25 protein-coding genes are annotated in these 24675 nt (G+C 61.1%); 12 read left to right on the forward strand and 13 right to left on the reverse strand.

The annotated features are described in order from the left end of the window. Nucleotides 1-3: 3 nt before the first annotated feature. Nucleotides 4-357 carry an MmcQ/YjbR family DNA-binding protein gene (locus tag V6617_RS13190; RefSeq protein WP_338607421.1) on the forward strand — a complete coding sequence of 118 codons (354 nt, stop codon included), beginning with the start codon at nucleotides 4-6 and terminating at the stop codon, nucleotides 355-357. Here the strand turns inward: V6617_RS13190 and V6617_RS13195 are convergent. Continuing rightward, the gene (locus V6617_RS13195; protein WP_338607422.1) at nucleotides 354-1667 is read right to left on the reverse strand and encodes a sorbosone dehydrogenase family protein; all 1314 of its coding nucleotides are present in this window, start codon (nucleotides 1665-1667) and stop codon (nucleotides 354-356) included. The two genes, V6617_RS13190 and V6617_RS13195, sit on opposite strands and share 4 nt — an antisense overlap. Nucleotides 1668-1895: 228 nt before the next feature. On the opposite strand from V6617_RS13195, the gene ilvD reads away from it, so the two are divergent. From ilvD to V6617_RS13210, 3 genes are all read left to right on the forward strand, one after another. Then, on the forward strand, nucleotides 1896-3740 hold the full coding sequence (gene ilvD / locus V6617_RS13200) for a dihydroxy-acid dehydratase (RefSeq protein ID WP_338607423.1): 1845 nt from the start codon (nucleotides 1896-1898) through the stop codon (nucleotides 3738-3740). 134 nt (nucleotides 3741-3874) lie between these two features. Next, complete coding sequence (locus tag V6617_RS13205) at nucleotides 3875-4837, forward strand: DMT family transporter (RefSeq protein ID WP_338607424.1); 963 nt, start codon at nucleotides 3875-3877, stop codon at nucleotides 4835-4837. 345 nt (nucleotides 4838-5182) lie between these two features. Continuing rightward, nucleotides 5183-6988 carry an ABC transporter ATP-binding protein gene (locus V6617_RS13210; protein WP_338607425.1) on the forward strand — a complete coding sequence of 602 codons (1806 nt, stop codon included), beginning with the start codon at nucleotides 5183-5185 and terminating at the stop codon, nucleotides 6986-6988. On the opposite strand, the gene V6617_RS13215 is transcribed toward V6617_RS13210, so the two are convergent. Continuing rightward, nucleotides 6985-7683 carry a hypothetical protein gene (locus V6617_RS13215; protein WP_338607426.1) on the reverse strand — a complete coding sequence of 233 codons (699 nt, stop codon included), beginning with the start codon at nucleotides 7681-7683 and terminating at the stop codon, nucleotides 6985-6987. The genes V6617_RS13210 and V6617_RS13215 overlap by 4 nt on opposite strands. Beyond that, nucleotides 7680-8144, reverse strand: a complete 465-nt coding sequence (locus V6617_RS13220) for an RNA polymerase sigma factor (protein WP_338607427.1) — start codon at nucleotides 8142-8144, stop codon at nucleotides 7680-7682. The genes V6617_RS13215 and V6617_RS13220 overlap by 4 nt, the downstream gene beginning before the upstream one ends. A 206-nt stretch (nucleotides 8145-8350) precedes the next feature. Between V6617_RS13220 and V6617_RS13225 the strand changes: the two genes are divergently transcribed. Then, complete coding sequence (locus V6617_RS13225) at nucleotides 8351-9688, forward strand: S8 family serine peptidase (RefSeq protein ID WP_338607428.1); 1338 nt, start codon at nucleotides 8351-8353, stop codon at nucleotides 9686-9688. A gap of 65 nt (nucleotides 9689-9753) precedes the next feature. On the opposite strand, the gene V6617_RS13230 is transcribed toward V6617_RS13225, so the two are convergent. From V6617_RS13230 to V6617_RS13245, 4 genes are all read right to left on the reverse strand, one after another. Beyond that, nucleotides 9754-10173 (reverse strand): hypothetical protein, encoded by a 420-nt coding sequence (locus V6617_RS13230; protein WP_338607430.1) that lies wholly within the window; start codon nucleotides 10171-10173, stop codon nucleotides 9754-9756. A 79-nt stretch (nucleotides 10174-10252) separates the two neighbouring features. Further along, nucleotides 10253-10942 carry a PAQR family membrane homeostasis protein TrhA gene (trhA, locus tag V6617_RS13235; RefSeq protein WP_338607431.1) on the reverse strand — a complete coding sequence of 230 codons (690 nt, stop codon included), beginning with the start codon at nucleotides 10940-10942 and terminating at the stop codon, nucleotides 10253-10255. Between the two features lie 142 nt (nucleotides 10943-11084). Further along, the gene (locus V6617_RS13240) at nucleotides 11085-12122 is read right to left on the reverse strand and encodes a sensor domain-containing diguanylate cyclase (protein ID WP_338607432.1); all 1038 of its coding nucleotides are present in this window, start codon (nucleotides 12120-12122) and stop codon (nucleotides 11085-11087) included. A 108-nt stretch (nucleotides 12123-12230) separates the two neighbouring features. Then, a complete protein-coding gene (locus V6617_RS13245; protein WP_338607433.1) occupies nucleotides 12231-13454 on the reverse strand; it encodes a lytic murein transglycosylase in 1224 nt (407 codons plus the stop codon). A gap of 216 nt (nucleotides 13455-13670) precedes the next feature. On the opposite strand from V6617_RS13245, the gene aac(3) reads away from it, so the two are divergent. Next, the gene (gene aac(3) / locus V6617_RS13250; RefSeq protein ID WP_338607434.1) at nucleotides 13671-14474 is read left to right on the forward strand and encodes an aminoglycoside 3-N-acetyltransferase; all 804 of its coding nucleotides are present in this window, start codon (nucleotides 13671-13673) and stop codon (nucleotides 14472-14474) included. A gap of 12 nt (nucleotides 14475-14486) precedes the next feature. Here the strand turns inward: aac(3) and V6617_RS13255 are convergent, their stop codons facing one another. After that, complete coding sequence (locus V6617_RS13255; protein WP_338607435.1) at nucleotides 14487-14957, reverse strand: SRPBCC family protein; 471 nt, start codon at nucleotides 14955-14957, stop codon at nucleotides 14487-14489. Between the two features lie 158 nt (nucleotides 14958-15115). Between V6617_RS13255 and V6617_RS13260 the strand changes: the two genes are divergently transcribed. Together V6617_RS13260 and V6617_RS13265 are read left to right on the forward strand one after the other, a co-directional pair. Further along, nucleotides 15116-15463, forward strand: coding sequence for a metalloregulator ArsR/SmtB family transcription factor (locus V6617_RS13260; protein ID WP_338607436.1), 348 nt, complete (start codon nucleotides 15116-15118; stop codon nucleotides 15461-15463). Further along, nucleotides 15463-15954: an SRPBCC family protein gene (locus V6617_RS13265; protein ID WP_338607437.1), complete on the forward strand. Its 492-nt coding sequence runs from the start codon at nucleotides 15463-15465 to the stop codon at nucleotides 15952-15954. The genes V6617_RS13260 and V6617_RS13265 overlap by 1 nt, the downstream gene beginning before the upstream one ends. A 144-nt stretch (nucleotides 15955-16098) precedes the next feature. Here the strand turns inward: V6617_RS13265 and V6617_RS13270 are convergent, their stop codons facing one another. Next, nucleotides 16099-17538, reverse strand: coding sequence for a TrkH family potassium uptake protein (locus tag V6617_RS13270; RefSeq protein ID WP_338607438.1), 1440 nt, complete (start codon nucleotides 17536-17538; stop codon nucleotides 16099-16101). A gap of 141 nt (nucleotides 17539-17679) precedes the next feature. Further along, nucleotides 17680-18084 (reverse strand): curlin, encoded by a 405-nt coding sequence (locus V6617_RS13275; protein ID WP_338607439.1) that lies wholly within the window; start codon nucleotides 18082-18084, stop codon nucleotides 17680-17682. Between the two features lie 252 nt (nucleotides 18085-18336). Here V6617_RS13275 and V6617_RS13280 point away from each other — a divergent pair, with 252 nt between their 5' ends. Next, a complete protein-coding gene (locus tag V6617_RS13280; RefSeq protein ID WP_338607440.1) occupies nucleotides 18337-19527 on the forward strand; it encodes a hypothetical protein in 1191 nt (396 codons plus the stop codon). A 53-nt stretch (nucleotides 19528-19580) separates the two neighbouring features. On the opposite strand, the gene csgH is transcribed toward V6617_RS13280, so the two are convergent. From csgH to V6617_RS13295, 3 genes are all read right to left on the reverse strand, one after another. Beyond that, nucleotides 19581-19991 (reverse strand): curli-like amyloid fiber formation chaperone CsgH, encoded by a 411-nt coding sequence (gene csgH / locus V6617_RS13285; RefSeq protein WP_338607441.1) that lies wholly within the window; start codon nucleotides 19989-19991, stop codon nucleotides 19581-19583. Between the two features lie 77 nt (nucleotides 19992-20068). Then, nucleotides 20069-20503, reverse strand: coding sequence for a curlin (locus V6617_RS13290; RefSeq protein WP_338607442.1), 435 nt, complete (start codon nucleotides 20501-20503; stop codon nucleotides 20069-20071). A 161-nt stretch (nucleotides 20504-20664) separates the two neighbouring features. Beyond that, nucleotides 20665-21114 carry a YcgN family cysteine cluster protein gene (locus V6617_RS13295; RefSeq protein WP_338607444.1) on the reverse strand — a complete coding sequence of 150 codons (450 nt, stop codon included), beginning with the start codon at nucleotides 21112-21114 and terminating at the stop codon, nucleotides 20665-20667. 126 nt (nucleotides 21115-21240) lie between these two features. On the opposite strand from V6617_RS13295, the gene V6617_RS13300 reads away from it, so the two are divergent. From V6617_RS13300 to V6617_RS13310, 3 genes are read left to right on the forward strand one after another with little or no spacing between them, the layout of a single operon-like run. Beyond that, nucleotides 21241-23430, forward strand: a complete 2190-nt coding sequence (locus tag V6617_RS13300) for a PBP1A family penicillin-binding protein (protein ID WP_338607445.1) — start codon at nucleotides 21241-21243, stop codon at nucleotides 23428-23430. A 4-nt stretch (nucleotides 23431-23434) separates the two neighbouring features. Next, entirely contained in the window at nucleotides 23435-24010 is a 576-nt protein-coding gene (locus tag V6617_RS13305; RefSeq protein WP_338607446.1) for a DUF1214 domain-containing protein, read from the forward strand. Beyond that, the gene (locus tag V6617_RS13310) at nucleotides 24007-24552 is read left to right on the forward strand and encodes a hypothetical protein (protein ID WP_338607447.1); all 546 of its coding nucleotides are present in this window, start codon (nucleotides 24007-24009) and stop codon (nucleotides 24550-24552) included. The genes V6617_RS13305 and V6617_RS13310 overlap by 4 nt, the downstream gene beginning before the upstream one ends. Nucleotides 24553-24675 lie beyond the last annotated feature (123 nt).

Below are 24675 nucleotides of genomic sequence, written 5' to 3' on the forward strand. Positions count from 1 at the left end.
GGCATGTTTCATAGGAAGGGGTTCGACGATTTCGTCGCGACCCTGGCAGGCACTTCACTTGTCGATCAATGGGACGCCCACGTCGCCAAGGTCGGTGGCAAGGTGTTCGTTCTGCTCAGCGCAGACGAGGGGGGAGCAGCCCTGACCTTCAAGTGCAGCGAAGAAAGCTTTGAGCTTCTGACCACGCTCGATGGCATCGGACAGGCTTCGTACTTCGCCAAGCGCAAATGGGTTACAGCCGCAGAACGCGCGCCCCTATCGGCCACCGAACTCGAAGCCTATGTGAAGCGCTCCTACGAACTCGTAGCAGCAGGCCTGACGCGCAAGGCGCGTCAGGCCCTTGGGATCGACGGTTAGGCCGCTGTTACACGCCAGACGATGTGACCGACGTCGTCGGCGACCAACAAGGCACCGTCCTTGGCGACAGTGACGCCGACCGGGCGGCCATTGGAGAACTTCTCGTCTTCCGAAAGGAAGCCACCGAGAATTTCGATTGGCTCGCCGGAGGGCTTTCCACCCTCGAACGGCACCAGAATGACCCTGTAGCCGGAGAGTTTCGAGCGGTTCCACGAGCCATGCTGCCCGATCACCATGCCCTCTGGAAGGCCCGGCAGCGTGCCCGCCGGAAGCCAGCACAGGCCCAGCGACGCGGTATGTCCGCCCAGCGCATAATCGGGCGCCGTGGCCCTGGCAACCAGGTCGGTCCGCTGTGGCTGCACACGGTCATCGACCGTGTTGCCCCAATAGGAATATGGCCAGCCATAAAAGCCGCCATCCTTGACCGAGGTCAGATAGTCGGGAGGGGTTTCGTCGCCCAGACCGTCGCGTTCGTTGACCACGGTCCAGAGGTCCCCTCCAGTCGGCTCCCAGGCCATACCGACCGGGTTGCGCAAGCCACCGGCAAATTCGCGGTTCTGGCCCGTCTCCAGATCGAGTTCGACAATGCAGGCGCGGCCCTCCTCGGTTTCAAAGCCTTCTTCGGCAATGTTGGAAAGCGAGCCGATAGCGACGTAGAGCTTGGTCTCGTCCGCGCTGGCAATAACGTTGCGGGTCCAGTGGCCGCCATCCTTCATCGTGAAGATTGTCTTGCCCTGGGCTGCGATGGTGGTCTGGCCGTCCTCATAGGGAAACGCCACGACACTGTTGGAGTTGCCGACATAAAATGTCGAACCGATCAGGGCCATGCCGAAGGGCTGGTGCTGGTCCTTGAGGAACACTTCACGGATTTCGGGCACACCATCGCCGTCGGCATCGCGCAAGAGCGTGATCTGATTGGCGTTCGGAAAGGTCGCGCCGGCCCGCTTCATCGTCCGGTTCATGGCATAATCCATAAAGCCCGAGACCTTGCGGGGAATGGTTGCGGATTCGGCAACGAGCACATCACCATTGGGCAGCGCATAGACCCAGCGCGGGTGTTTGAGCTTTTCGGCGAATACGCTGACCTTAAGACCGGGAGCGGTCCGTGGCTTGGCGCCACCCTGCCAGCCCCGCGCCGTAGGCATCTTGAGCATGGGAACCGCGCCCTGCGGCTTTGCGGACGGAATGGCTGGCTTTGTGCCAAATTGTGGCGCATGCGTTTTGACACGCGTGGTCCACCACACGTAGCCACCGCCGATAATGACGACCGCAAGGATTGCGATCACCAGCAAGATTGTCCAGACCGACATAGGGCCCTCCCAGAGGCGAAACTTCCAAAAGGCGATCTATTGCGCGATCCGGACGGTCCGGGCAACCGAGCAGCGCAACTTTTTGCCGTACCGTACGTTACGGTACGGTTTATCTTTACACTGCGTGCCAGCGGCGTTAGAGATAGGACATGGTTTCGGCAGCGCCCGAGGAGACGCTGGCCGGAACGGGCCAAGAGCCGACAATTTTTCTTTTCCGCAGGTGACCTCATGCCCGCATATCGTTCACGTACAACCACCCATGGCCGCAACATGGCCGGTGCCCGCGGCCTTTGGCGCGCCACCGGCATGAAGGATGGCGATTTCGGCAAGCCGATCATTGCCGTCGTCAATTCGTTCACCCAGTTCGTGCCGGGCCATGTGCATCTGAAAGACCTCGGGCAGATGGTAGCGCGCGAAATCGAACGCGCTGGCGGTGTAGCCAAGGAATTCAACACCATCGCGGTCGATGACGGCATCGCAATGGGCCATGACGGAATGCTCTATTCCCTGCCCAGCCGCGAAGTGATCGCCGACAGTGTGGAATACATGGTCAACGCGCACTGCGCGGACGCCATGGTGTGCATTTCCAACTGCGACAAGATCACGCCGGGCATGCTGAACGCGGCAATGCGACTCAACATTCCCGTGGTGTTCGTTTCGGGCGGACCGATGGAAGCCGGCAAGGTCGTCCATCGCGACAAATTGCAGGCTCTCGATCTGGTCGACGCCATGGTCGTTGCTGCCGACGACAGCTATACCGACGAGGAAGTGACCGCCATCGAGGAGGCTGCCTGCCCGACCTGTGGATCCTGTTCGGGAATGTTCACCGCCAATTCGATGAACTGCCTCACCGAGGCACTTGGTCTGTCGCTGCCGGGAAATGGCTCGACACTGGCGACCCACGCCGACCGCAAGCGGCTGTTTCTGGAGGCAGGGCATCTGATCGTCGATCTCGCCCGCCGCTATTACGAACAGAACGATGAAAGCGTGCTGCCGCGTTCGATCGTCACCAAAAAGGCCTTCCAGAACGCCATGGCGCTCGACATTGCCATGGGTGGTTCGACCAACACCGTGCTGCACATCCTGGCCGCTGCCTATGAAGGCGAGGTCGATTTCACCATGGACGACATCGACGCGTTGTCGCGCAAGGTGCCGGTGCTGTGCAAGGTGGCTCCCGCCAAGCAGGACGTTCACATGGAAGACGTCCACCGCGCCGGCGGTATCATGAGCATTCTGGGACAGCTCGATCGCGCCAACCTTCTGCATCGGGAGTTGCCGACCGTCCACAGCGCAACCCTGGGGGATGCGCTGGATCGTTGGGACATTTCGCGGACCAATTCGGAAAGCGTGCGACAGTTCTTCATGGCGGCACCGGGCGGCGTGCGCACGACGCAGGCGTTCTCGACCGAAAACCGCTGGGCCGAACTTGATCTCGACCGCAAGGATGGCGTGATCCGCTCCACCGAGCATGCCTTTTCCAAGGATGGGGGCCTTGCCGTTCTCAAGGGCAATATCGCGCTCAATGGCTGCGTAGTCAAAACGGCTGGCGTTGACGAATCCATTCTCAAATTCACCGGCAAGGCTGTGGTTTTCGAAAGCCAGGACGATGCGGTCTCGGACATTTTGACCGGCAAGGTAAAGGAGGGCGACGTGGTCGTCATCCGCTACGAAGGCCCCAAGGGCGGGCCGGGCATGCAGGAAATGCTCTATCCGACCAGCTATCTGAAGTCCAAGGGGTTGGGGAAGGCCTGCGCCCTGGTGACCGACGGGCGGTTTTCCGGCGGCACCTCAGGGCTTTCCATCGGACACGCCTCGCCCGAAGCGGCGCAGGGCGGGGCCATCGGGCTGGTGGAAAACGGAGATACCATCGAGATCGATATCCCGAACCGCACGATCAACCTGCTGATTTCGGACGCCGATCTGGCCGCCCGCCGCGCGGCCATGGATGCCAAGGGTCCCGATGCGTGGAAGCCGGAAGCGCCGCGCAAGCGCAAGGTGACCACCGCGCTCAAGGCCTATGCGGCCTTTGCGGCAAGCGCCGATCTGGGTGCTGTCCGCATCCTTCCCGAATAGAGAGAATGCCGGCTCTGGGAGCCGGCATTTCCGTTTCATATGCGGCACAGTGCTGCATATGAAATGGCCCCTTGCATAGCGGTGCAATTGGGCTAGGTTCGGCCCTACCCTCCCGTTCCTGCCAGGCGTGCTTCATGTCCAGTTCGACCGTCGGGCACCAGGATCGCCGTTTGTTTGCGATCGGCCTGGCGCTTGTCACCTATATTTTCTTCACGATCTGCGACACCTGCGCCAAATGGATGGCACTTTCGGGGATGCCGCCCACCCAGGTGGCGTTCGGGCGCTATTTCGTGCAGTTCGCCTTTATGGCCGGACTGCTGCTGCCGCAATTGGGTCTGGCCAGCTTCAAGACACGGCGTCCCGTTTTACAAATCCTGCGCGGGTTCGGGCTTTTGGGCATGACGGCGTTCAATTTCTTTGCGCTGCTCTACCTGCCGCTGACCGTGACGTCCTCTATCATGTTCGGCATGCCACTGCTGATCACCGCCCTGTCGGTACCATTTCTGGGCGAACAGGTCGGCTGGCGACGCTGGATGGCCATCCTCGTGGGGTTCGTGGGTATCGTCATCATCATCCAGCCGTGGGACGCGAGTTTCCATTGGGCGATTTTCCTGTCTCTTGGCAGCATCCTGTCGGCCGGGCTTTATTTCATTCTGACGCGCAAGCTGACGGAAACCGAAACCACGGCCAGCCTGCAACTTTATGCCGGTTTGGTTGGCACTGTTTGCCTGTTGCCGTTTGCGCTGGCCAATTGGACCTGGCCCGAAGGCCCGCTGACCTGGATCATCTTTCTGGGCGTTGGACTGGCCGCCATGACGGGTCATCAGATTTCGATCATCGCCCATCGCTACGCGCCGGCATCAATTCTCGCGCCGTTTGGTTATAGCCAGATCATCTGGATGACGCTCTCGAGCTGGCTGATCTTTCATCAGCCGCCCACGCTGTGGCTGTTTGTTGGCGGGCCCATCGTGATCGGGTCTGGGCTTTATATCTGGCTACGCGAGCGCCAACTGGCCAAGAAGGCCGTCCGCCCCGTCACGACGGCCGATGCCGATATCGCCGCTGAGAAAAAGGACGCAGAAGGCCATCCGGCCTGACCGAGCGATCGTCGTTTTCGGACAACCCTTCCCCATGTGGCAAATTTTTCTACCCAAAGGCTCTTGGCGAGACATTTTTTCGCATCTATAAGAAGTGCTCGTTTGGCGCAAACCTGCAAGGAGGCGTTGCATTGACCAGTATCACCGCACCCTCCCAGGGTTATGAACGCCACCGTTAGGTTGCCGGCCATGCCCCGCGTCCGCCGCCTCTAGAGGCCGCTGCGCATCTTCCTTAAAGTTCAAGCGACCGTCACACGGGCACCAGTCCGTCTGTCGTTCGTCCATACCATTTCCAGTTCATAGGACCGGCGCGCCTGCATGCTTGCGGCAACCGGTATCGGGACCATGACTCGCAAGAAACTCGATATGAAGGGAACGACTTATCGGTCCGTTCTCGGCTACACTTTCAGACATTGGCAACGCCAGCCCTGGCGCATCGCCGCGATTTTGGGCTTCATCACGCTGGCGACGCTGGCCGATGTGATGACGCCCTATTTCGCGGGCCGGCTTGTCGAGGCTATTGCCTCGGGTTCGGTGGGAAACGAAACCACGCTTGAGGCGGCATTTTCGGCCCTGGCTATTCTTGTCGCCCTTGGCGCAACGGCGGTCGTCCTGCGGTTTGGCGCGTTCCGCAACATCATTCGGCTAACGCTTTTCATGATGGCGGACGTGGTCAACGAGACCTTCCATCGCGTACAGCGCTTCTCGACCGACTGGCACGCCAACACCTTCGCCGGCTCCACCGTGCGCAAGATCACGCGCGGGATGTGGTCGCTCGATCTGTTGAACGACACGCTGCTTGTCGCTCTGTTTCCCTCGACGATCATGCTCGTGGGTACAACGGTGCTGCTGGCCTCGTTCTGGCCAATCATGGGGCTGGTAATCGGGCTTGGATCGCTGCTCTTTATCGCCGGAACCATAGGCATCACCGTCGCTTACGTCTCGCCGGCGGCTTCGCTTTCCAATGCCTGGGATACCAAGGTGGGCGGTGCCTTGTCCGATGCCATCGGCTGCAATGCCGTGGTCAAGGGCTTTGGCGCTGAAGCGCGCGAAGAAACCCGGTTGGGCGGCGTTGTCGCCAAATGGCAGAAGCGCACGCTGCGGACCTGGAACCGCTACAATCTCAACGGGGTCGCCCAGGATACTGCCCTGCTCATTCTGCGCGCCACCATCCTGGGAACCGGTGTCCTGCTCTGGCTGCAAGGCGTGGCAAATGCAGGCGACATCACCTTCGTTCTGACCTCGTTTTTCGTGCTTCAGGGGTATCTGCAGGACGTGGGGATGCATTTCCGCAACCTGCAGCGCTCGGTCAACGAGATGGAGGAGCTGGTCGAACTCGACGCGGCACCCTATGGCGTTGCCGACGTGGCCGGAGCCACGCCGATCCGTATTGGCGCCGGAGCCATCGATTTCGACAGGGTGACATTCCAGTATGGCGGACACGAATCCCCGCTCTACAAGGATTTTTCCGTGACGATCAAGTCAGGCGAGCGTGTCGGTCTCGTGGGGCATTCGGGCTCGGGCAAAACGACATTCGTCAAGCTCATCCAGCGCCTCTATGACATCAATGACGGCCAGATTCTGATCGATGGGCAGAACATTGCCGAGCATGAACAGGCCAGTCTTCGCAGCCAGATTGCCATCGTGCAGCAGGAGCCGATCCTGTTCCACAGGACACTGGCCGACAACATTGCCTATGCGCGCCCCGGTGCAACGCGCGCCGAAGTGATGGATGCGGCCAGAATGGCCAACGCCCATGACTTCATCGTCTCCCTGCCGAAAGGCTATGAGACCATGGTGGGTGAGCGCGGGGTGAAGCTCTCCGGCGGTGAACGTCAGCGGGTGGCCATTGCGCGGGCCTTTCTGGCCAACAACCCGATCCTGATCCTGGACGAAGCCACATCGAGCCTGGATTCGGAGAGCGAGTTGCTGATCCAGCAGGCCATCGAACGCCTGATGACCGGTCGCACGACGCTGGTCATCGCGCACCGTCTCTCGACAGTTCGCGCCCTCGACCGGATTCTTGTGTTCGACAAGGGCCGAATTGTCGAGGAAGGCGATCATATGGCGCTGATCCGCCGCGAAAGCGGCATCTATCGCCGTCTGTTCGAAAAGCAGGCTCTGGAATTGACCAAGGGACTGGTCGCCTAAAATTGCCCAAACCGCTCGGCCTCCTCGTCAGGGCCGAGCGGCGAGCCCGCGCCAAGCGAGGACAGGTAGGCGTCGATGCTGGCCGATACGCCGTCGGACGCCGCGGCAAAGCCGTCCGTCACACCTCCGGCCAGGGCCAATTCAACCTGGTATCCCGCCCCCCGGTCGCACGCGACCCCGCTCAGGCTCTCGCTCGGGTCCTGGTAAGCAAAACTGCGGCAAAAGCCCTGATCGAGAGGATAAGAACCAAGGACCGTGAGTTGGCCGTTTTCCAGCGCCGTTGGCACACCGGCAGGCGCGGTTGCGATGATCGAGGCAATCTCGGCGGTGCTGGAAAACGGGCCGGGCGTCGCCCCCCGTCCCAGCAGATAACCGCCACCGACCCCGAGGGCCAACACGACGCATGCAGCGAGCGGCAGGGCGGCGCGGACCCAGTTGCGGGCCGGAAACGGCAGTACCGTGCTGCGCGACCCATCCCGGACGGCTTCGACCAGTTTTGTTGGCGGCGGGGCCGACAAGATATCGGCAAAAGCCATGCGTGCCGCGTTGGCGCTGGCAGAAAAAGCCTGCGCACGCTCGGCGAGCACCGGGTCGGCGGCAATCGCATCGGCGATGGCCCTGCTGGTCGCCGCGTCGAGTTCCCCGTCGATGTGAGCCATAAGCATTTCGTCGGTCACTTCCTTGGATTCGGTCATTGTCTTTCCGCCGTTCTGGTCGCCGAAATATCGGTTTGGCTGAGTTCATCGGCCAGTCGCAACCGAGCCCGTGCCAGCCGGCTCATCACCGTGCCCACAGGAATATCGAGCACGTCCGCCGTATCGCGGTAGCTCAGCCCCTCGACGCAAACCAGCGTCAGGACGCTCCGTTGTTCTTCGGGCAAGGCCGAGACCAGGCGCCAGGTGCGCGCAAGTTCGGACCGGCTTTCAACAAGCGCTCTGCCATCGTCGCCCAACCTGTCGTTTATGGGATCGGTGGTATCCTCGAGCGTTTCGCGCCGCCGTTTGCGGTAGACGTCGATCCACAGATTGTGGATGATCCGCATCATCCACGCATCGAGCCGCGTGCCGGGCGCAAATTTTTCCGGTGCCCGCAGCGCACGCTCGCAGGCAGCCTGGACAACATCGTCTGCATCGGCCGGGCCGCGCGTCAGAGACAACGCAAATGCCCGCAACCGTGGAAGCAAATCGACTATCTGATCACCGATATCGGGCGGCACCAATATCTCCCGTCGTCATGACACTGCGGCGCTAACGGTTCAGGGTCCGACTTATTCCACGCGGCGTTCACTTTTTTACGCGGGCATGAATAATTTTCCATACGCGACGTTATAACGGCATGTTCCGTTCCAGATGGTGAGGTCCGATGCCGGCCCGTCAAATTCTCAGTCTTGTTTTTGTTCTCCTGGCGCTGGCTTACGGCGCACTGGGCACCAGCCTCGCCTGGACAGGTCTGCCTCTGGTTTCGATGGCAATGGCGCAAGAAGAAGATGACGATGAGGACGATGAGGACGACGAAGAGGACGAAGACGAAGACGACGATGAGGACGATGAGGACGACGGCGGCCGTCGGAACAATGATCGCGACGACGATGATGATGAGGAAGAGGGCGAACGAGGCAATCGGATGGTCCGCACCGTTTTTGTGCCCGCGCCACCCGCTTTTTTGCCCTCGCGTCCCCAGCCCTCCCCCGAATTGCTGATCACGCTGTCGGAAACGCTTACCGTCCGGCAGATCGAAAGTCTGGGCTTTAATGTTCTGGCGACTGAAACGATAGATCTTATCGGTCGCACTGTGGCTCGCTTGGCTCTGCCGGAAAACCTCCCGGTTTCCGAGGCCCGGCAACTCCTCGCCGAACTTTCCACGGACACGCGACCCGTCGAGAATACGCTCTATGCGCTTCAGGCCTTGCCCTGCACGCCCGAGGGGTGCGCATCGCTCGATATGATGGGCTGGAACCCCGGCAGTACGTGCGAAGCCAGCCCGCGTATCGGCATGATCGATACGCCTGTTGACGCCGCGCGCACCGGGCTTGAAGGAGGTCGGATCGAGACGTTCTCTGCACTGTCGTCCGACAGGCAACCCGCGCCCTCCGACCATGGCAGCGCGATTGCCGCGCTGATGGTCGGGCAGCCCGGCAGCGCCGCGCCGGGGCCGTTACCCAACGCAGAACTGATCGCGGCGGGCGCCTTTCATCGCGGGGAATTCGGCGCGATTTCCGCCGACGCGTTCGATATCGTTCGCGCCCTCGATACGCTGTCCCGGCGCGATCTTGACGTGCTCAACATGAGCCTGGCGGGTGAGGAAAATGCGCTCGTTGCCGCCGCAATCGATGAGATGCTCGCCAGCGGCGTGCAGGTCGTGGCAGCGGTCGGAAATCTCGGCCCTGCCTCGCCACCCCAGTTTCCGGCAGCCCAGGAGGGCGTGGTCGCTGTAACGGCAGTCGATGCGGAGTACCGGATTTACCGTCAGGCGCTCCATGGTGAACATGTGGATTTTGCGGCGCCGGGCGTGGACGTTTGGGTCGCAGACCCAGAGGGCGGCAACCTGCGGTCGGGAACTTCTTTTGCGTCCCCGCTGGTTGCCGCTGCCCTGGCGCTTGGCGCATCTCCCGAGGACCTCTCCGCGGATGCCATTGATCTGGGAGAAACAGGCCGGGACCCGGTTTTTGGATACGGCCTGGTCCAGTTTCCCGGCTGTTGAGAGCGAGCATGATAACAAGAGCCCTCCCGAGCGTTCGCCGGGAGGGCTCTGTCAATGACTAGTGATCAATCCTCTTCGTCATCGTCATCGTCATCGTCATCGTCATCGTCATCATCATCGTCATCGTCGTCGTCGTCATCGTCGTCATCGTCGTCGTCACGATCATCATCGTCGTCATCGTCACGATCATCGCGGTCGTCTCGGTCGTCATCATCGTCATCGCGATCATCGTCGTCGTCGTCGCGATCGTCGTCGTCATCCCGCCAATCGTCGTCGTCGAAGTCAAAGCCGCGGTCTTCGCAGAGGTCTTCGGCGAAACCGATGCTGGTGCCCAAAAGGGCCCGGGCACGACCTTCGGTGGGATCACCGCTCAGGTCTTCGCAGGTGCTGCGAATATCAATAGGCGATTGCGCCTGGGTCGGCAGTGTCAGCAGTGAAACGCCGGCGAGCAGTGCAGTTGCAGTTATGAGGGCGCGGGTTTTCATCTCTACCTCCTTGGGTGTGGTTGGCCATCGGCCGTTTACAAAGGAGCTAACGGATGAAATCTGTTCCTATTCCCCGAGGTCACATCCGGATGAGGACCATTGCCTCAAAAATTGCGATGAGGTGCAGCGTTGCACCGGTCACAACGAAGGCGTGCCAGAGCACGTTCTGGAAGGCGAGTTTTTCCCAAAGATGGAAAATGACACCCGCCGAATAGGCCACCCCACCCGCGACCAGCAGCCAAAGGGCAGTCGCCGGGAGAGCGGCTGCCAGTGCCTGGAAGGCCAGAATGCCGCTCCAGCCGATGGCGAGATAAAACGGTATGGCCAGCCGGCCGAAATGTTGCGGCACCAAAAGCTTGAGAGCGATGCCGATCAGGGCCGTTGCCCAGACGAAGATCAACAGCTTGTCGGCTACCGCGACATCGCCCAGCGCAATCAGCAGTGGCGTATAGCTTCCTGCGATGAACAGGAAGATCGCCGCCTGATCGATGCGCGCGAGCCATGCCTTGATGGGTCCCATCGGGCAGAGATTGAAGGCCATCGACGCGCTGAGCAAGGCAACGAACGAGCCAACATAGATGGCCACGGCGGCAATTTCCGCGCCGGTCGCGTGAACCACCGCAAGGGTTATCAGTACTGTACCGGCAACAATTGCGACCAACAGGCCCACGCCGTGGACGATGCCGTCGGCAATCAGCTCGGCCAGCGTGAAGGCCCGCCTGTGTCTCAGGACGTATGCCCTGGCGTTGCGGCGCAAATTTGAGCCCATGCCTGCCACCTCCTGGTGCCTTTTCCAGCCTGCCATTTATCCTGGCACGACTATTATAACGCCTGGTAAGGCAGAATGGTGAACCGGCCGGTGAGATTTTGCCGGAACGGAGGATGCGGGCGCTTGTGTCGCAGCCTGGGTTTCAGTGCATGCCCAGGGGGCGAATGGGATCACCCTCTTCCGATACCGGATCGGTGGCTTGTGGCAAGGCTGCAAAGCTGACGCAGTTGCGGCCGGCCTTTTTTGACTCGTAGAGCGCAATATCGGCCTGGGCGAACCACTGGATGGGCGAGCGTAATCGGGAATCGAATGGGGCAATGCCAAAGCTGGCGGTGACGGATACGACCTTGCCCGAGTACCGAAAGCGCAGCCCACTGATTTCTTCACGAAGGCGTTCGGCACACTGGCTGGCCTCATAGGCCATCGTCTCGGGCAACAACATGCCGAATTCTTCTCCGCCCAGCCGGCCCAGCCGGTCGGTGGTCCGGAGGCATTCGGCGGCGCGGTTGGCGACCGATTTGAGCACCTCGTCGGCGATTTCGGCGCCGAAGGCCGTGTTTACCCGGTGAAATCCGTCGATATCGACGAAAATCAGCGTGGCCGGCCGGTCATAGCGCAGCGCCCGCGCGTATTCGCGGTCGACCTCGGCCCTGAAGCTCCTGCGCGTCAGGGCGCCAGTGAGATAGTCCGCTTCACCCGGTTGGTGCGATACAAGTTCGGACATGACCAAGTCGGCAAGGTGGCCAGCAAGCGCCATCTCCCGTTCACCGAACACACGCGCGTTGTTATCCATCACCTGGAGCGCACCAATGACATATCCATCGGCGGTTTGAAGGGGTGCGACAAGGCAGGAGCCGACAGACGCTCCGCCAGGGCTGCATTCCAGACTGGAGCAACGGGGGTCGGTGGCCACATTTTCGATGGCCAGCGGCTGATCCAGCCCGATGCTCAGCGTCGCAAGAGACCGGTCGCGCTCGACGCGCCGGTAGCTCAGGCCCGTAGCCGCGAGGACGATTTCGGCATGCCGGTCCACGATGGAAATCGCCACCATCGGAGCGATGCTGATCCGCGCGAGTTCCAGAATGTGGTCCAGGGATTCGATCGGGGCGACCAAAGCGGCGGTCAGCCGATTGAGCGCCGCCAACCGTCCCTCTTCGCTCGTCGATACTTCCATAACCATGGGACGGTCCTCTTGCCCTCCGGGTCAACGTGAGACATTACCTCAAATTGTGCATTTTATGGTGTTTCACCGGGTTGGATGGTTACCCAATCCTCACTTTCGCGAATTCTAGCGCAGTGCGGAAAGCAGGCCGCTTGACGCGTGACCATCGGCCAGAAGCCCGGCAGCGCGCTGGAAGGCGATAATGCCCTGTCGGGTTTTGGGGCCAACGACCCCATCGGGTGTGCCGACATTGTATCCGCGGCGGTTGAGGAGGCTTTGCAGTTCTTCGCGCTGTGATCGCGTCAGGCCCGTCTCATTGGCGGGAAACGAGCGGATGAAGGGACCGACGCCAAGGATGCGGTCGGCCAGATGGCCGACGGCGAGGGCATAATTGTCGGAATTGTTGTAGCGCTTGATGACGTCGAAATTGGCAAGCAACAGGAAAACCGGACCACTGCCGCCCGACGGCATGAAAATCCGTCCCATGTCCCCGGAGCGCGGAAAGTTTCGCCCGCCGGTGCGGCGAACACCCATGGCTTCCCATTGGCCAAGGGTCTGGCGCCCGATATCCCAGGCGCGGCCATAATCGAAACCGGAGGGGAGTTGGACTTCGTAGCCCCAGGTCTCGCCGCTCCGCCAGCCATGCGATTTGAGATAGTTGGCGGCCGACCCCAATGCATCGGGCACGGAGTTCCAGATGTCGCGCTTGCCGTTGCCATTGTAATCGACGGCGTAGGCCATAAAGCTCGACGGCATGAACTGGGTGTGCCCCATCGCCCCGGCCCATGACCCGACCATTTGCGGCGCAGCAACATGGCCCGCCTGCAGGATCTGCAGCGCGGTCAGCAATTCGCTCTTGAAAAAGTCGCGCCGGTAATTGCCATAGGTCAGCGTTGCCAGCGCATGGATGACATTGTTGCCGCCCATGTAGGATCCGTAGTTGGTTTCCATGCCCCAGATGGCAAGGATGATTTCGGACTGGATGCCATAGCGCTGCTCGGCTCCACCCAATGTCTGGGCCCACTCCCCGCGCATGCTCCGACCGTTGGACACGCGCGTGGACGATACTGCGTCGGCAACATACTGACCCGTCGTCTTGACCGTTTCGGGCTGGCTGCGCGTGAGGCTCATGATGCGGTCGGACGGCGTAAAGCCTGCAAAGGCCTGCTCGAATATGGCGCGGGAAACGCCACGCGAGGACGCTTCGGGCCAGACCGAGGCAACGAAATCGGAGACATTGGCAAAGGCAGGGCGCGGCAGAACGAGCGCTGCGCCAGCGCCCAACCCGAGCGCGATTGCACGACGGCGCGAAAGAACGGGGAAATCAGTCGTGGGGGCGGTGCTACGCATGGAGGGACCTTTTCCGCTTCCAATCGCCAGTTATCCTGTCACGCCTTTATGGCGAGACGCTGTCCGCCCCCAACGGACAGCATGGGATGACTTGGCGCTAACAAAACAAACTCAACGGCACAAAATCTGCCAGAAGGGACTTAAGGTCGTGTTAAGCACGTTGGCGCACGGCGCTCTGATGCTTAAACTCATGTTCACTCTATCGTGAGCGTCCGCATGTCCGACTTTCTATCCTGCGCCGATCTTGTCACCGATCTCTCCCAAATCGGGGTGCGTGCCGGCGATATCGTTATGGTCCACGCCGCCATGAGCACCGTGGGGAATCTCATCAATGGACCCGATACACTGATCGATGCGCTCCTGAGGACGGTTGGACCCAGCGGCACCATCATGGCCTATACCGACTGGGATGCCCGCTACGAAGCGCTGCTCGATGAGACCGGTCGCGTGCCCGCCGTGTGGCGAGACAGGATTTCCGGGTTCGATCCGCAGCGCTCACGAGCCGTCCGGGACCATGGCGTGTTGCCCGAGTTTGTCAGAACCACCCCTGGCGCCCTGCGCAGCGAAAATCCCGGAGCGTCGATGACGGCTATCGGGGCGCGGGCCGATTGGCTGGTTGCCGATCACGCGCTCGATTATGGCTACGGGCCCGCCTCGCCGCTGGCCAGGCTGGTTGAGGCCGGTGGCAAGGTGCTGATGGTCGGCGCGCCGCACGATACGATGACGCTGATCCATCATGCAGAACATCTGGCCGACATTCCCAACAAGCGCATCAAGCGCTGGGCGGTACCGTTTGCCGGCCCGGACGGAACGGTATGGCGGATGTGCGAAGAGTTCGACACCTCGGACGCCGTTGCCCCCCAACTCGATGGTATCGACTATTTTACCGCGATCGTGACATCCCATCTCGAAAAGGGACGCGGGCGGCAAGATAAGATCGGAGCGGCAGGAAGTTTGCTGGTCGATGCCAAACAAATGCTCGAGCACGCCGTGGCGTGGCTCGAGCGGAATGGTCAATAACGCCATGCGCGTTCAGAGCGTCTTGGCCAGCGCTTCGAGTTGATCGGCGCATATGCCCCAACCCTCGTGGAATCCCATCTGCTCGTGTTGCTGCTTGTCTTCCAGCGTCCAATGCTTGGCCCGGGCGATATAGCGGGTCTTGCCGCCTTCATCGGCGAAGGTCAGCTCGCAGGTGAAAAACGCCTTGTCGGTCGGTTGCCATCCGGCGGTAAAGGCATCGGTGAAAACCAGTTTTTCGTTGGGAACGACTTCGAGATAGATGCCGGGATTGGGATATTCGTTGCCTTCGGGGTCGGCCATCGTGACCGTATTGGCGCCGCCCGGACGAACGTCGATCTCCACCTTGGGCGTGGTCCAGGGCTTGGGCGCGAACCACTGCTTGATAAGGTCTGGCTCGGTCCAGCAACGATAGACCTTGTCGCGCGGCGCATCGATCAGGCGATCCAGCACGAGTTCCTTGTCGGTGTTGGGCGTGGCGGGCATTTGTCGTCTCCATTTGCAGCATTGATGCATACAGGACGTGTCAGTTTGGTCCGATCCGACAAAATCGGCAAATTTTTTGCCCAGCCGCCAGGCTGTGCATATTGACTCGCAAAGCGACTTTATATAACTAATTGGATATCAATCTATACGGTTATGAAATGACGGAATCCGAACGCCTCGACGCCACATTTATCGCCCTGGCCGACCCAACGCGGCGCGCCATTCTGGCGCGGCTGATCGAGGGTGAGGCAACGGTGATGGAACTGGCGGCGCCCTTCGATATGAGCCAGCCTGCCATTTCCAAGCACATAAAGATGCTGGAGCGAGCCGGGCTGGTATCGCGCAGCCGCGACGCGCAAAAGCGCCCGGTCAAGATCGAAGGCATTGCGCTCAAGGAAGCCACTGACTGGCTGGAGAATTATCGTCAGATCTGGGAAGCCAATTTTTCCCGGCTCGACACCCTGCTGGACGAGTTGAAGGCTCAACGCAAAAAGGAACGGAACTGATGAGCTTTTCCACTACCCTTACCGTTTCGACACCAAGCGATCTCGAAGTGGTCATCGAGCGCCTGTTCGATGCCCCGGCCGATCTGGTTTTCGATTGTTATACAAAGCCCGATCTCGTTCGGCGCTGGATGACCGGGATGGACGACTGGTCGCTTGCCACGTGCGAGATCGACCTGAGGCCCGGCGGTACGTATCGCTACGTCTGGTCGGGACCGGATGGGGCCAGCATGGGCCTCAAGGGAATTTTCCACGAGATCGAGCCCCCGGCCCGCCTTGTGACCACCGAGACGTTCGATGACGATTTCGGCATGGGAAAAATGCTGATCGAGTGCGCGTTTCAGGCCGAAAACGATCGCACGCGGCTCAAACAGACAATCACATATGAATCCAAGGGCCAGCGCGATGCATCACTGGCAACCGGCATGACCGATGGCATGGGCATAAGCTTTGCTTCGCTCGACGCTCTGCTCGCCGACCTCACCGGCAAGTAGAACGAGAAAACGACGGGCTTAGAGCGTGTCCAGCAAAAGCATGTCCTCGACGCGATCGGGGATGGAAACGGTTTTGCGGTTCGGACACGCGACAAGACAAAGGTCTGGAGCCGAGGATTTGATTCAATCAAATCCTGGACGGCTCTAGCGCCGCCAGAATGCAGGGCTGAACAGAACCAGAATTGCAAGGATTTCAAGGCGCCCAGCCAGCATTGCAAAGATCAGGGCCCATTTGGCCAGCGGCTCCAGCGAGGAAAAATTGCCCGCCGGGCCGATGATTTCACCGAGGCCGGGGCCGACATTGGTGAGGGCGGTAAGCGCTCCGGTGAAGGCTGTCAGGGTATCAAGGCCCGTAAAGCCGAGAACCAATGTGACGGCCAAAAGGAGCGCGAGGAACGCTGCGATGAAATGGTGCACCGATTTGATGGCCTGCCAGGGCACTTCGCGACCCTCGTAGCGCACCACGAATATGCCGTGGGGATAGATCAATTCCTTGAGCCCGTTGCGCAGCGACTGGTAAATTATGATGAGCCTGTAAGTCTTTATTCCACCGCTGGTCGAGCCGGCGGCCCCGCCCAGGAAGGTGGCGAGCAGAAAGACGGTGTTCACGAACGGCCCCCAGAGCGTGTAGTCGGTCGAAGCAAACCCGGTGGTTGTGACCACCGAGACGATATTGAACGCCGAATGGACCCCCAGTGACCTCAGGTCCGACGGCCAGTGGGCGAGTGCCGAAAGGAACACTGCAAAGCTCAAGACCGCCAGAATCGAGAGCAGCACTGGCACTTGTGCCTCAAAGGCTGCAGAAATCCGTCCGGTGGTGACCGCACGCAAAATCGCGATGAAGGGCATCGCGCCGCTAATCATGAAGACGATGCCGACGACGAGAACGGGAAGGCCAAAATGACCCATCGAGGAATCGTGGGTGGAATAGCCGCCGGTCGAGACCGTGGTCATGGCGTGGTTTACGGCATCGAAGCTGGACATGCCCGCCACCCAATAAGAAAGGGCGCAGGCGAGCGAAAGGGCGAGATAGAGCCCCACCATCGCCCATGAGAATTTTGTGAACCGCGCGAAGGGTGAATCGGCCTGTGTCGAGGATTCGAGCTTGTAGATCTGCATGCCGCCCACCCGCAGGAAGGGGAGGAGAAGCAGCCCCATCGCGATGATGCCCAGCCCGCCGAACCATTGCGTCATCGAGCGCCACAGCAGGAGGCCCGGAGGCATGTCGTCAAGGCCCGCAAGTATTGTCGATCCCGTGGTGGTTATTCCCGATGTGGCTTCAAAAACCGCATCGGTAAAACTGATCGAGAGCCCGGAAAGGAAAAGCGGCAATGCGGCGACGATCGAGGTGGATGCCCAGATCATGTTGACGAGCAGAAAGCCGAATTTCAGGCTGAAGGGCGGAAGCTCACGCCTTGTGGCGAGCGCAAGGAACCCCGAAGGCACGCCGGCGGCGAGCGCGGAGATGAGGAAGGCTTGCCAATCGGGGTTGCCGACGGAGAGATCGGCCAGCATTGGCACAAGCATCATGCCGGCAAGAACGAGCGTGAAAAACGCGGTGACGTAAGCGGTTGCACCAAGCATGTCCCGGCCCCTCCAGCGTGGCGCGGGATCGTTTACGCCTATGAATGTCGGAAATCAACGCTTTGAAGTATGTCACACGCCCCGGGGAACGGCGCCCGTACCCAAACGGTCGAGTACGGACACCGGATCGGAACCGGGGAATTACCAACCGAAGACCAGGCCCAGACCTGTCTGGCCGCCCGACTGATTGACGTGGGCATCGGTCCCTTCACCGAACTGGAACAGGCCGTAGCTGTTGTTCCCGCCCTGCTGGTTGAGGGTGCCGTTGTGGTTGTTGCCTTCCTGATGGACAATGCCGAGGTTGCCGCCGCCACCCTGGGTCAGACCGGCCATGTTGTTGACGCCATCCTGGGTGATCGAGCCGTTCTGGATGCCGTTGTAGAGGGCATAAATGCCGAGCCCGGCCTGCATCATCTGCTGCTGTTCGGCATTGGCGGGGTTCAAGTTGATCGACACCTGCCCGGCGTTGGCGGGGGCCGTGAATGCGCCCATTGCGATAATCAGTGCGAGACCGGCGGCCTTTGCTGTGTTGGTGTTGCGTCCCATGATCGTGCTCCTCTGGTTTTGCTGTGGCGGTGTTGCGCCTCCATGACCACGACTATGAATTGGGCGAGCTGAACCGACGTCGAAGGTCACGTTTATCTGGCGTTAAGGTTGCCTCGCCCCTCAAAGCGCCGTCATATTGGAACCCGTGCGGCGCGTTGCTTGTTGTTCGTGCGAGGGACAGCGCCAAGCCGGGACGCTCCTGCCATTTTCGCTTTACCAATTCGCTCCTCAACGGAGCCAAAAGGATTTGCCATGGACGACGACACCGAAACTCAAGACCGCTCGAGGAACCCGCTCGTTATCGCGCTGGGCGCTGCCGCCGTATTGGGCTGGGCGGCGTTCGTGATCTTGTGGTTTGCCTCATCGACAACGACGGGCGGCCTGCAAAACGAAGTCAACGCCCTGACGTCCGAGCGCGATCAGTTGGCAGCCGATGTCCAGACCATGGAAGAGTCGGGGACAACGCTCGAGGAACTCGAGGCCGAAATCAGCACGCTGACCGAGGAACGCAACCGGCTGACCGAAGAACGCGATACTATTGTCGCTGAACGCGACGAGGTACAGGCCGCCCTCGAGGGAGCCAACGCCGAACTCGAGACAGTCGCCGACGCACTGGCCGAGCGCGAGGGTCGCATCGAAGAATTGCAGGCCAATCTCGCCGAAGCCGAAAGTTCGTTTTCCGAAGTGCAGGACCGAATTGCCCAGAGCACGGCAGAGTTGGCCGATGTGGGCAGCCGGTTGCAGACGGCGCGCAGCGAGGAAGCCGAGCTGCGCGAAACCGCGGCCCAGTTGACTCAGGAAGCGGCCGACGCCACGCGCACGTCAGCGGAAATGGAAAGCGAAGTGCAGGCGGCGCGCGAAGCGCAGGCTGCCGCCCAGACCCAGCTGTCCGAGCTGCGCGCCAGCCAGGCCGAATTCGAAGACCGGCGCGAAAGCCTCGAAACCGTGGTGGCCGACCTCGAAGGTCAGCAGACCGAACTGGAAAGCCAGGTTGCCGACGCGCAGGCCCAGCGCGAGGAGGTGCAGGCCCAACTCGAAACCTTGACGGCCACGCTGTCGGACCGCACCGACGAGCTTGAGGCTCTCGAAGCCGAGGTCGCGTCCCGTCAGGATGAAAGCGACGCGGCCGCGCAGGCCAGCATCAGCGGCATCGGGCCGGGACGGTTCGTGGCGCAGGGCGAGGGCACGAACAGCCTGACCTTCCTGTTCGGCAATGACGGATCATTTGCCGCCTGGGAGGGTGTCGTGCTCGATGCCGAAGCGACAGAGCCCGCGCTGAGCGGCACCTATGCGGCAAGCGAGGGCTCGTTGACCATCGAGGAGATCGATGGCGGCAGTTCGGTGCCCACACCGATCGAATGCGAGATCGTGGCCGGGGACAGCGGTCTGGCTGTCGAAGGAGACTGCGTCCTCTCGGGCCTGACGCTGCGCCAGGTCCGGTAGCGCTGCGATACACGCCAAAGAAAAGGGGCTCCCGTTTCGGAGCCCCTTTTTCGTCAGGCCCAATTGCCCTGCGGATCGAGGCAGGTGTGGACCACCCCGTCGACCTCGACGGTCAGGGCGATATCATATGCCGGCGCGTTGCCGACCGAGACGCGCCCCAGGCTGACAGGCCCGGCGGCGTGTGCGGCAAAGCCGCCACCCTGATTGATTGTGGAACTGTTGGCGCCGCCGACCGACTTTACCGAAAGACGGTAGGTGCCGTTGGTCGGTCCCTGGGCGTTATAGATGGCCTCGAGGGCCATGCCATTGCCTGCAGCGGTCGAAACCACCTCGCAGGGCACCGGGCGTGTTGCGCCGGCGACATCGTCGGTCGAGCGGGCATAGCTGGCCGTACCGACAGCGACAAGTGCGACGGCGGTGCCGAGAATGGAAAGCGAATAGGCCTTGCGGCGATCAATGGTCATCGGATGCGTCCTTCCTTGGCGCCGGGGGGCTAAAAGCCCTGCCCGGCTGGGGAAAATGGGTGAGCCATGCGCGACTGTCAGGGGCAGACCTGAACGAAGGCGGCGACATTGCCCGATCCGTTCTGATCAACCGCAGCAGTGCAGCCATCGCCGACCTGGACGCCGGCAGCCACGTTGCCATTGCCGTCCTGAGTAAGGACCGAGGTATGGTTGGACCCGAACTGGCCAACGCCGGCCTCATTGAAATTGCCGTTCTGCCAGGTTTCGGACTGGTTGTCCCAGCCGCTCTGGCCGCTGGCGGCGACATTGCCGTGGCCCGACTGATGATGGGTGCTCGAATTCCACCAGCCGTCCTGGAAAGCACCGATGGCGTTGCCCGTGCCCGACTGGGTGCCGCCGGCCGAATTGCCCCATCCGAACTGGTTGATGTAGATGTCGTTGGCCATGGCAGGAACGCTCACGGCGCCGAAGCTGGCAGCGAGGGTGGCTGCGATGATGATCTTTTTAAACATTGTTCCGTCTCCTGGTTGGGTTGGGCGGGTGTTGCGTACCGCCGGTTGCCTCTTGCAGGATCAGGTTTAGTTCTCTCGGCCGGAACCGGCCGTGAACTCGATATTCAGAAAGCGTTCATCACGATTTTTCCCGGTCCGAACCGTTTGCAGGGCCGGGTTGGTTATTCGGCCGGTTCCCAGTCGACCCAGTCTATGATGTGGCTTTCCCAGTCGGACGTGTCGGCATTTTCTTCGGCAATGGTGCGGCCGCGAACGGAAATTCCGGCGGCGTGGACGGTCTCGGGATCGCCCGAAACGAGCGGATGCCACCAGGCCAGCCCCCTGCCCTCGGCGATGCGCCGATAGGCGCAGCTCCTGGGAATCCAGGCGATCTCGCGGACCTTTTCAGGGGTAAGCTTGATGCAGTCGGGAACCTTGGCCTGCCGGTTGGGATAGTCCGAACAGCCGCAGGTGTCTCCATCGAGCAGCTTGCAGCGCACATTGGCGGGGAAAATCTGGCCGCTCTCCTCGTCCTCGAGCTTGAGCAGGCAGCATTTGCCGCAGCCGTCGCACAGCGCCTCCCACTCCTCGGTGGTCATGGCTTCAAGCGGTTTTTCGTCCCAGAATGCCATTGTCGGCACCAACTCCACACTTTTAACCCCGTTGGCAAAACCACATAAAATTGTGATGACCCATTGGGGCTTAACGCCATACAATACCATCGGTTCGGGATCGAGCGCACCCGGACGGGCAAACAATTGAAGCCGAGCAGCAAAAGGCCCAAGGTGCAGGACCCGTTTTACACAAAGCAGAAGCGTGCCAAAGGCAAGAACCGGCTGCTCGAGGCCGACGCATGGCTGGATTCGTTTCTCTATGACGGCATGCGCTCGACGGGACGAGTCTATACCAGGATTCAGGATTTTTTCTCGCTTTTTTCGGTGCGTGGGCTGCGGCGGATTTTCGTCGAACTGGCATCGGACGCCTTGAGCTTTGGCGCCATGGGCTCTGTGCTGATGGTGGCGCTGGCGCTTTCGGCGATGGATGCAACCGCCTCGGGCGAGTTCAACCGGGCCGAGGACTATTCGGTGATCTTTCTGGACCGCTACGGCAACGAAATCGGGCGGCGCGGCATCCGGTCCGACGATTCGGTGGCGCTGACGGAAATCCCCGACTTTTTGATCAAGGCGACGCTGGCGACCGAGGACAGGCGGTTTTACGAGCATTTCGGCATCGACGTATGGGGTACGACCCGGGCGCTGCTCTCCAATGCCGGGGGCGATTCGGGCCTGCAGGGTGGGTCCTCGATCACCCAGCAATTGGCCAAGCTCCTGTTTCTGACCAATGAGCGGACCTATGAGCGCAAGATCAAGGAGCTGTTTCTGGCCTTCTGGCTGGAAGCCAATTTCACCAAGGACGAAATCTTAAAGCTCTATCTCGACCGCGCCTATATGGGGGGCGGCAATGTCGGGGTGACGGCGGCGGCCGAGTTCTATTTCGGCAAGCCCATCCAGGATATCGATCTCGCCGAGGCCGCAATGCTGGCCGGGCTTTACAAGGCGCCGACCCGCTGGGCTCCTCATGTCGATATCGCTGCGGCGCGCGGGCGGGCCAATGTGGTCCTCACCAACATGGTCAATGGAGGCTATCTGACCGAAGGCCAGGTGACGGCAGCGCGGCGCCGGCCGGCTGAGCCGGTCGACCGTTCCGCCGAAGCCAATTCGCCCAACTACTTTCTCGACTGGGCGTTTCTGGAAACCAAGCGCCTTGTGGGCGACAGCCCCGAGGTGGGGTTCGTGGTGCGCACAACCATCGATCCCGACCTGCAGGTTCATGCCGAAGACGCCATTATCTCGGTCCTGCGCGAACAGGGCACCGCTTACAATGTGAGCCAGGGCGCCATGGTGGTCATGGAGCACAACGGCGCCGTGCGCGCCATGGTGGGCGGCACCGATTACGGACAGAGCCAGTTCAACCGGGCGGTGGCGCCCAACCGGCAGCCGGGATCGGCGTTCAAGCCATTCGTTTATGCCACCGCGTTCGAGATGCTCGGGCTCACGCCGCGCAGCCCGATCACCGATGCACCGATCTGTATCGGCAATTGGTGCCCGCAGAATTACGGGCGCTCGTTTCGTGGCGGGACGACGATCCGCGCGGCGATGGCCGCTTCGATCAACAGCGTTCCGGTTCGCCTTTCCACCCAGACCGGGCGTGAGCCGATTGCCGAAATGGCGCATCGTCTCGGCATCCGCAACGCGTTTCCGGTGACCCGTTCGCTGGCGCTGGGCGTGGCCTCGGTGAGCGCACTCGACATGGCTTCGGCCTATGCGGTGTTTGCCAATGGCGGCTATCGGGCGACCGGGTTCGGGGTCACGCGCATCACGACGTTGCGCGGCGAAGTGATTTATGAGGCCAATCCTGACGAGAACCGGGTGCGGCTCCTTGATGAGCAGATCGTTTTGTCGATGAACGACATTCTCAACGCCGTCAATTATGGCGGCACGGGCGGACGCGCGGTTGTCGAGGGTGTCCCGAGTGCGGGCAAGACCGGAACGACCAGTTCGTACCGCGATGCGTGGTATGTGGGATATACCGGCAATTACGTCGCCTCGGTCTGGTACGGAAACGACAATTACACGGCCATGAACAATCTGACCGGGGGCAGTCTGCCGGCCATGAGCTGGCAGAAATTCATGGCCTACGCACACACCAATATCGAAGTGAAGCCGGTTTTCGGGGTGGATATGGAGCCTCGGCCCTTCATCATCGCAGATTCGGCAAACGGGGAAGATGGCGAACAGGCGCCCGAGCGCGCGCCGACCCTGGCCCCGGCAGCGGCGATCAAGCTGCTTGATCTGTCGGAAAAAATGCGCCAGTCCCTTGCCGTTGGGGGGAGCGGGGCCATCGATCAGGCAACGGCTCCAGTCGCCGGCGCCAACGAAAGTCTGTGACGTCTTGGGTTTGATTTTCCGACTGCTGGTTGGCCTCGTGGTCGCCCTCTCGGTGGGGTTCGGGGCAAGCTATTATGCGCTGACCGACGGCAGGCTGTTTGCGGCGGTCCGGGTCGGCTCCTGGGCCGCGTGGCCCGATGTGGGACAACCCATACCCAACCCCTACAGCCGGGCCTATCTGGCGCGGACGGGCCATCTTCAGCTTGGCTATGCCGAGGGCCTTCAATTTCGCGCCTACACGGACGATTCGGGCGATCCGCTGGACGCGCGGTGCCAGTACCTGGTGGCTGGGAAAGTGCCCGGTGCCAGTTTCTGGACGCTTGTGGCAACCGACCCGGACGGCGCCAATATCGCCGCTTCGCCCGAGCTTCCCGCGTTGCACAGCGAACGCGTGGCGCGATGGGGCGATGGTGGGCTCAATGCGACAATCGGGACCGAAATGGGCCCGGGCAACTGGCTGGAAATCGAAGGAACGGGACCGTTCACGCTTGCTCTGACCCTTTATGACGCCGTGGTGTTTTCAGGCGCCAACACAACAATCGAAGCCATGCCGGCCATCGAAAAGGTGTCCTGCCAATGAGCCGGCTGTTGTTCTGGATATTGGGCGGGGTGGTTCTGGGCGGGCTTATCCATCTGGTTGTCATCCTCACCCTGCCCGACGCGGCCGTGCGCGATGTGTGGCATCGGCTCGAGGCTGTCGCGCCGCTTGAAACCTTTGTGGTTTTCGATGATCTGGCTCCCGGTGAAGCCAACCCGATGGGGCTGGACCCCGAACTGCTCTATGGTGTGTGCAGGCTGGAGCTGGGCGACGGGCCGGGCATCGTCAACGGAGATTTGCCGCTCGCGTTCTGGTCGGTCGCTGTGTTCAACGCCGATGGGCATGTGATCTATTCCACGACCAATCGTTCGGGTTCGGGTGATCTGCTGGACATGGGCCTGTTCAATCCCGCCCAGACGCGCCTTCTGGCCGAACAGCGCTTCGAGATCGACGAAGGACTTTTGATCGTTGAGGCGCAGGGCAACGACGTTGCAGTCGTCGTGCGGCTGGCGCCGCCCCATCAGGCCATGCGGGAGCGCTATCGTGACGCGCTCTCCCAACTGAGCTGCTCGATCATCCGTTAGAGCCGTTCAGGATTTGATTGACTCAAATCCTTGGCTCTAAACCCTGGTTCTGTCGCGTGTCCGAACCGCAAAACCGTTTCCACTCTTGCTTCTCCCCGCCGCTTTGCGTCCCCCCTCGCTGCC

Source organism: Pelagibacterium nitratireducens, from assembly GCF_037044555.1.
GTDB classification, from domain to species: domain Bacteria; phylum Pseudomonadota; class Alphaproteobacteria; order Rhizobiales; family Devosiaceae; genus Pelagibacterium; species Pelagibacterium nitratireducens.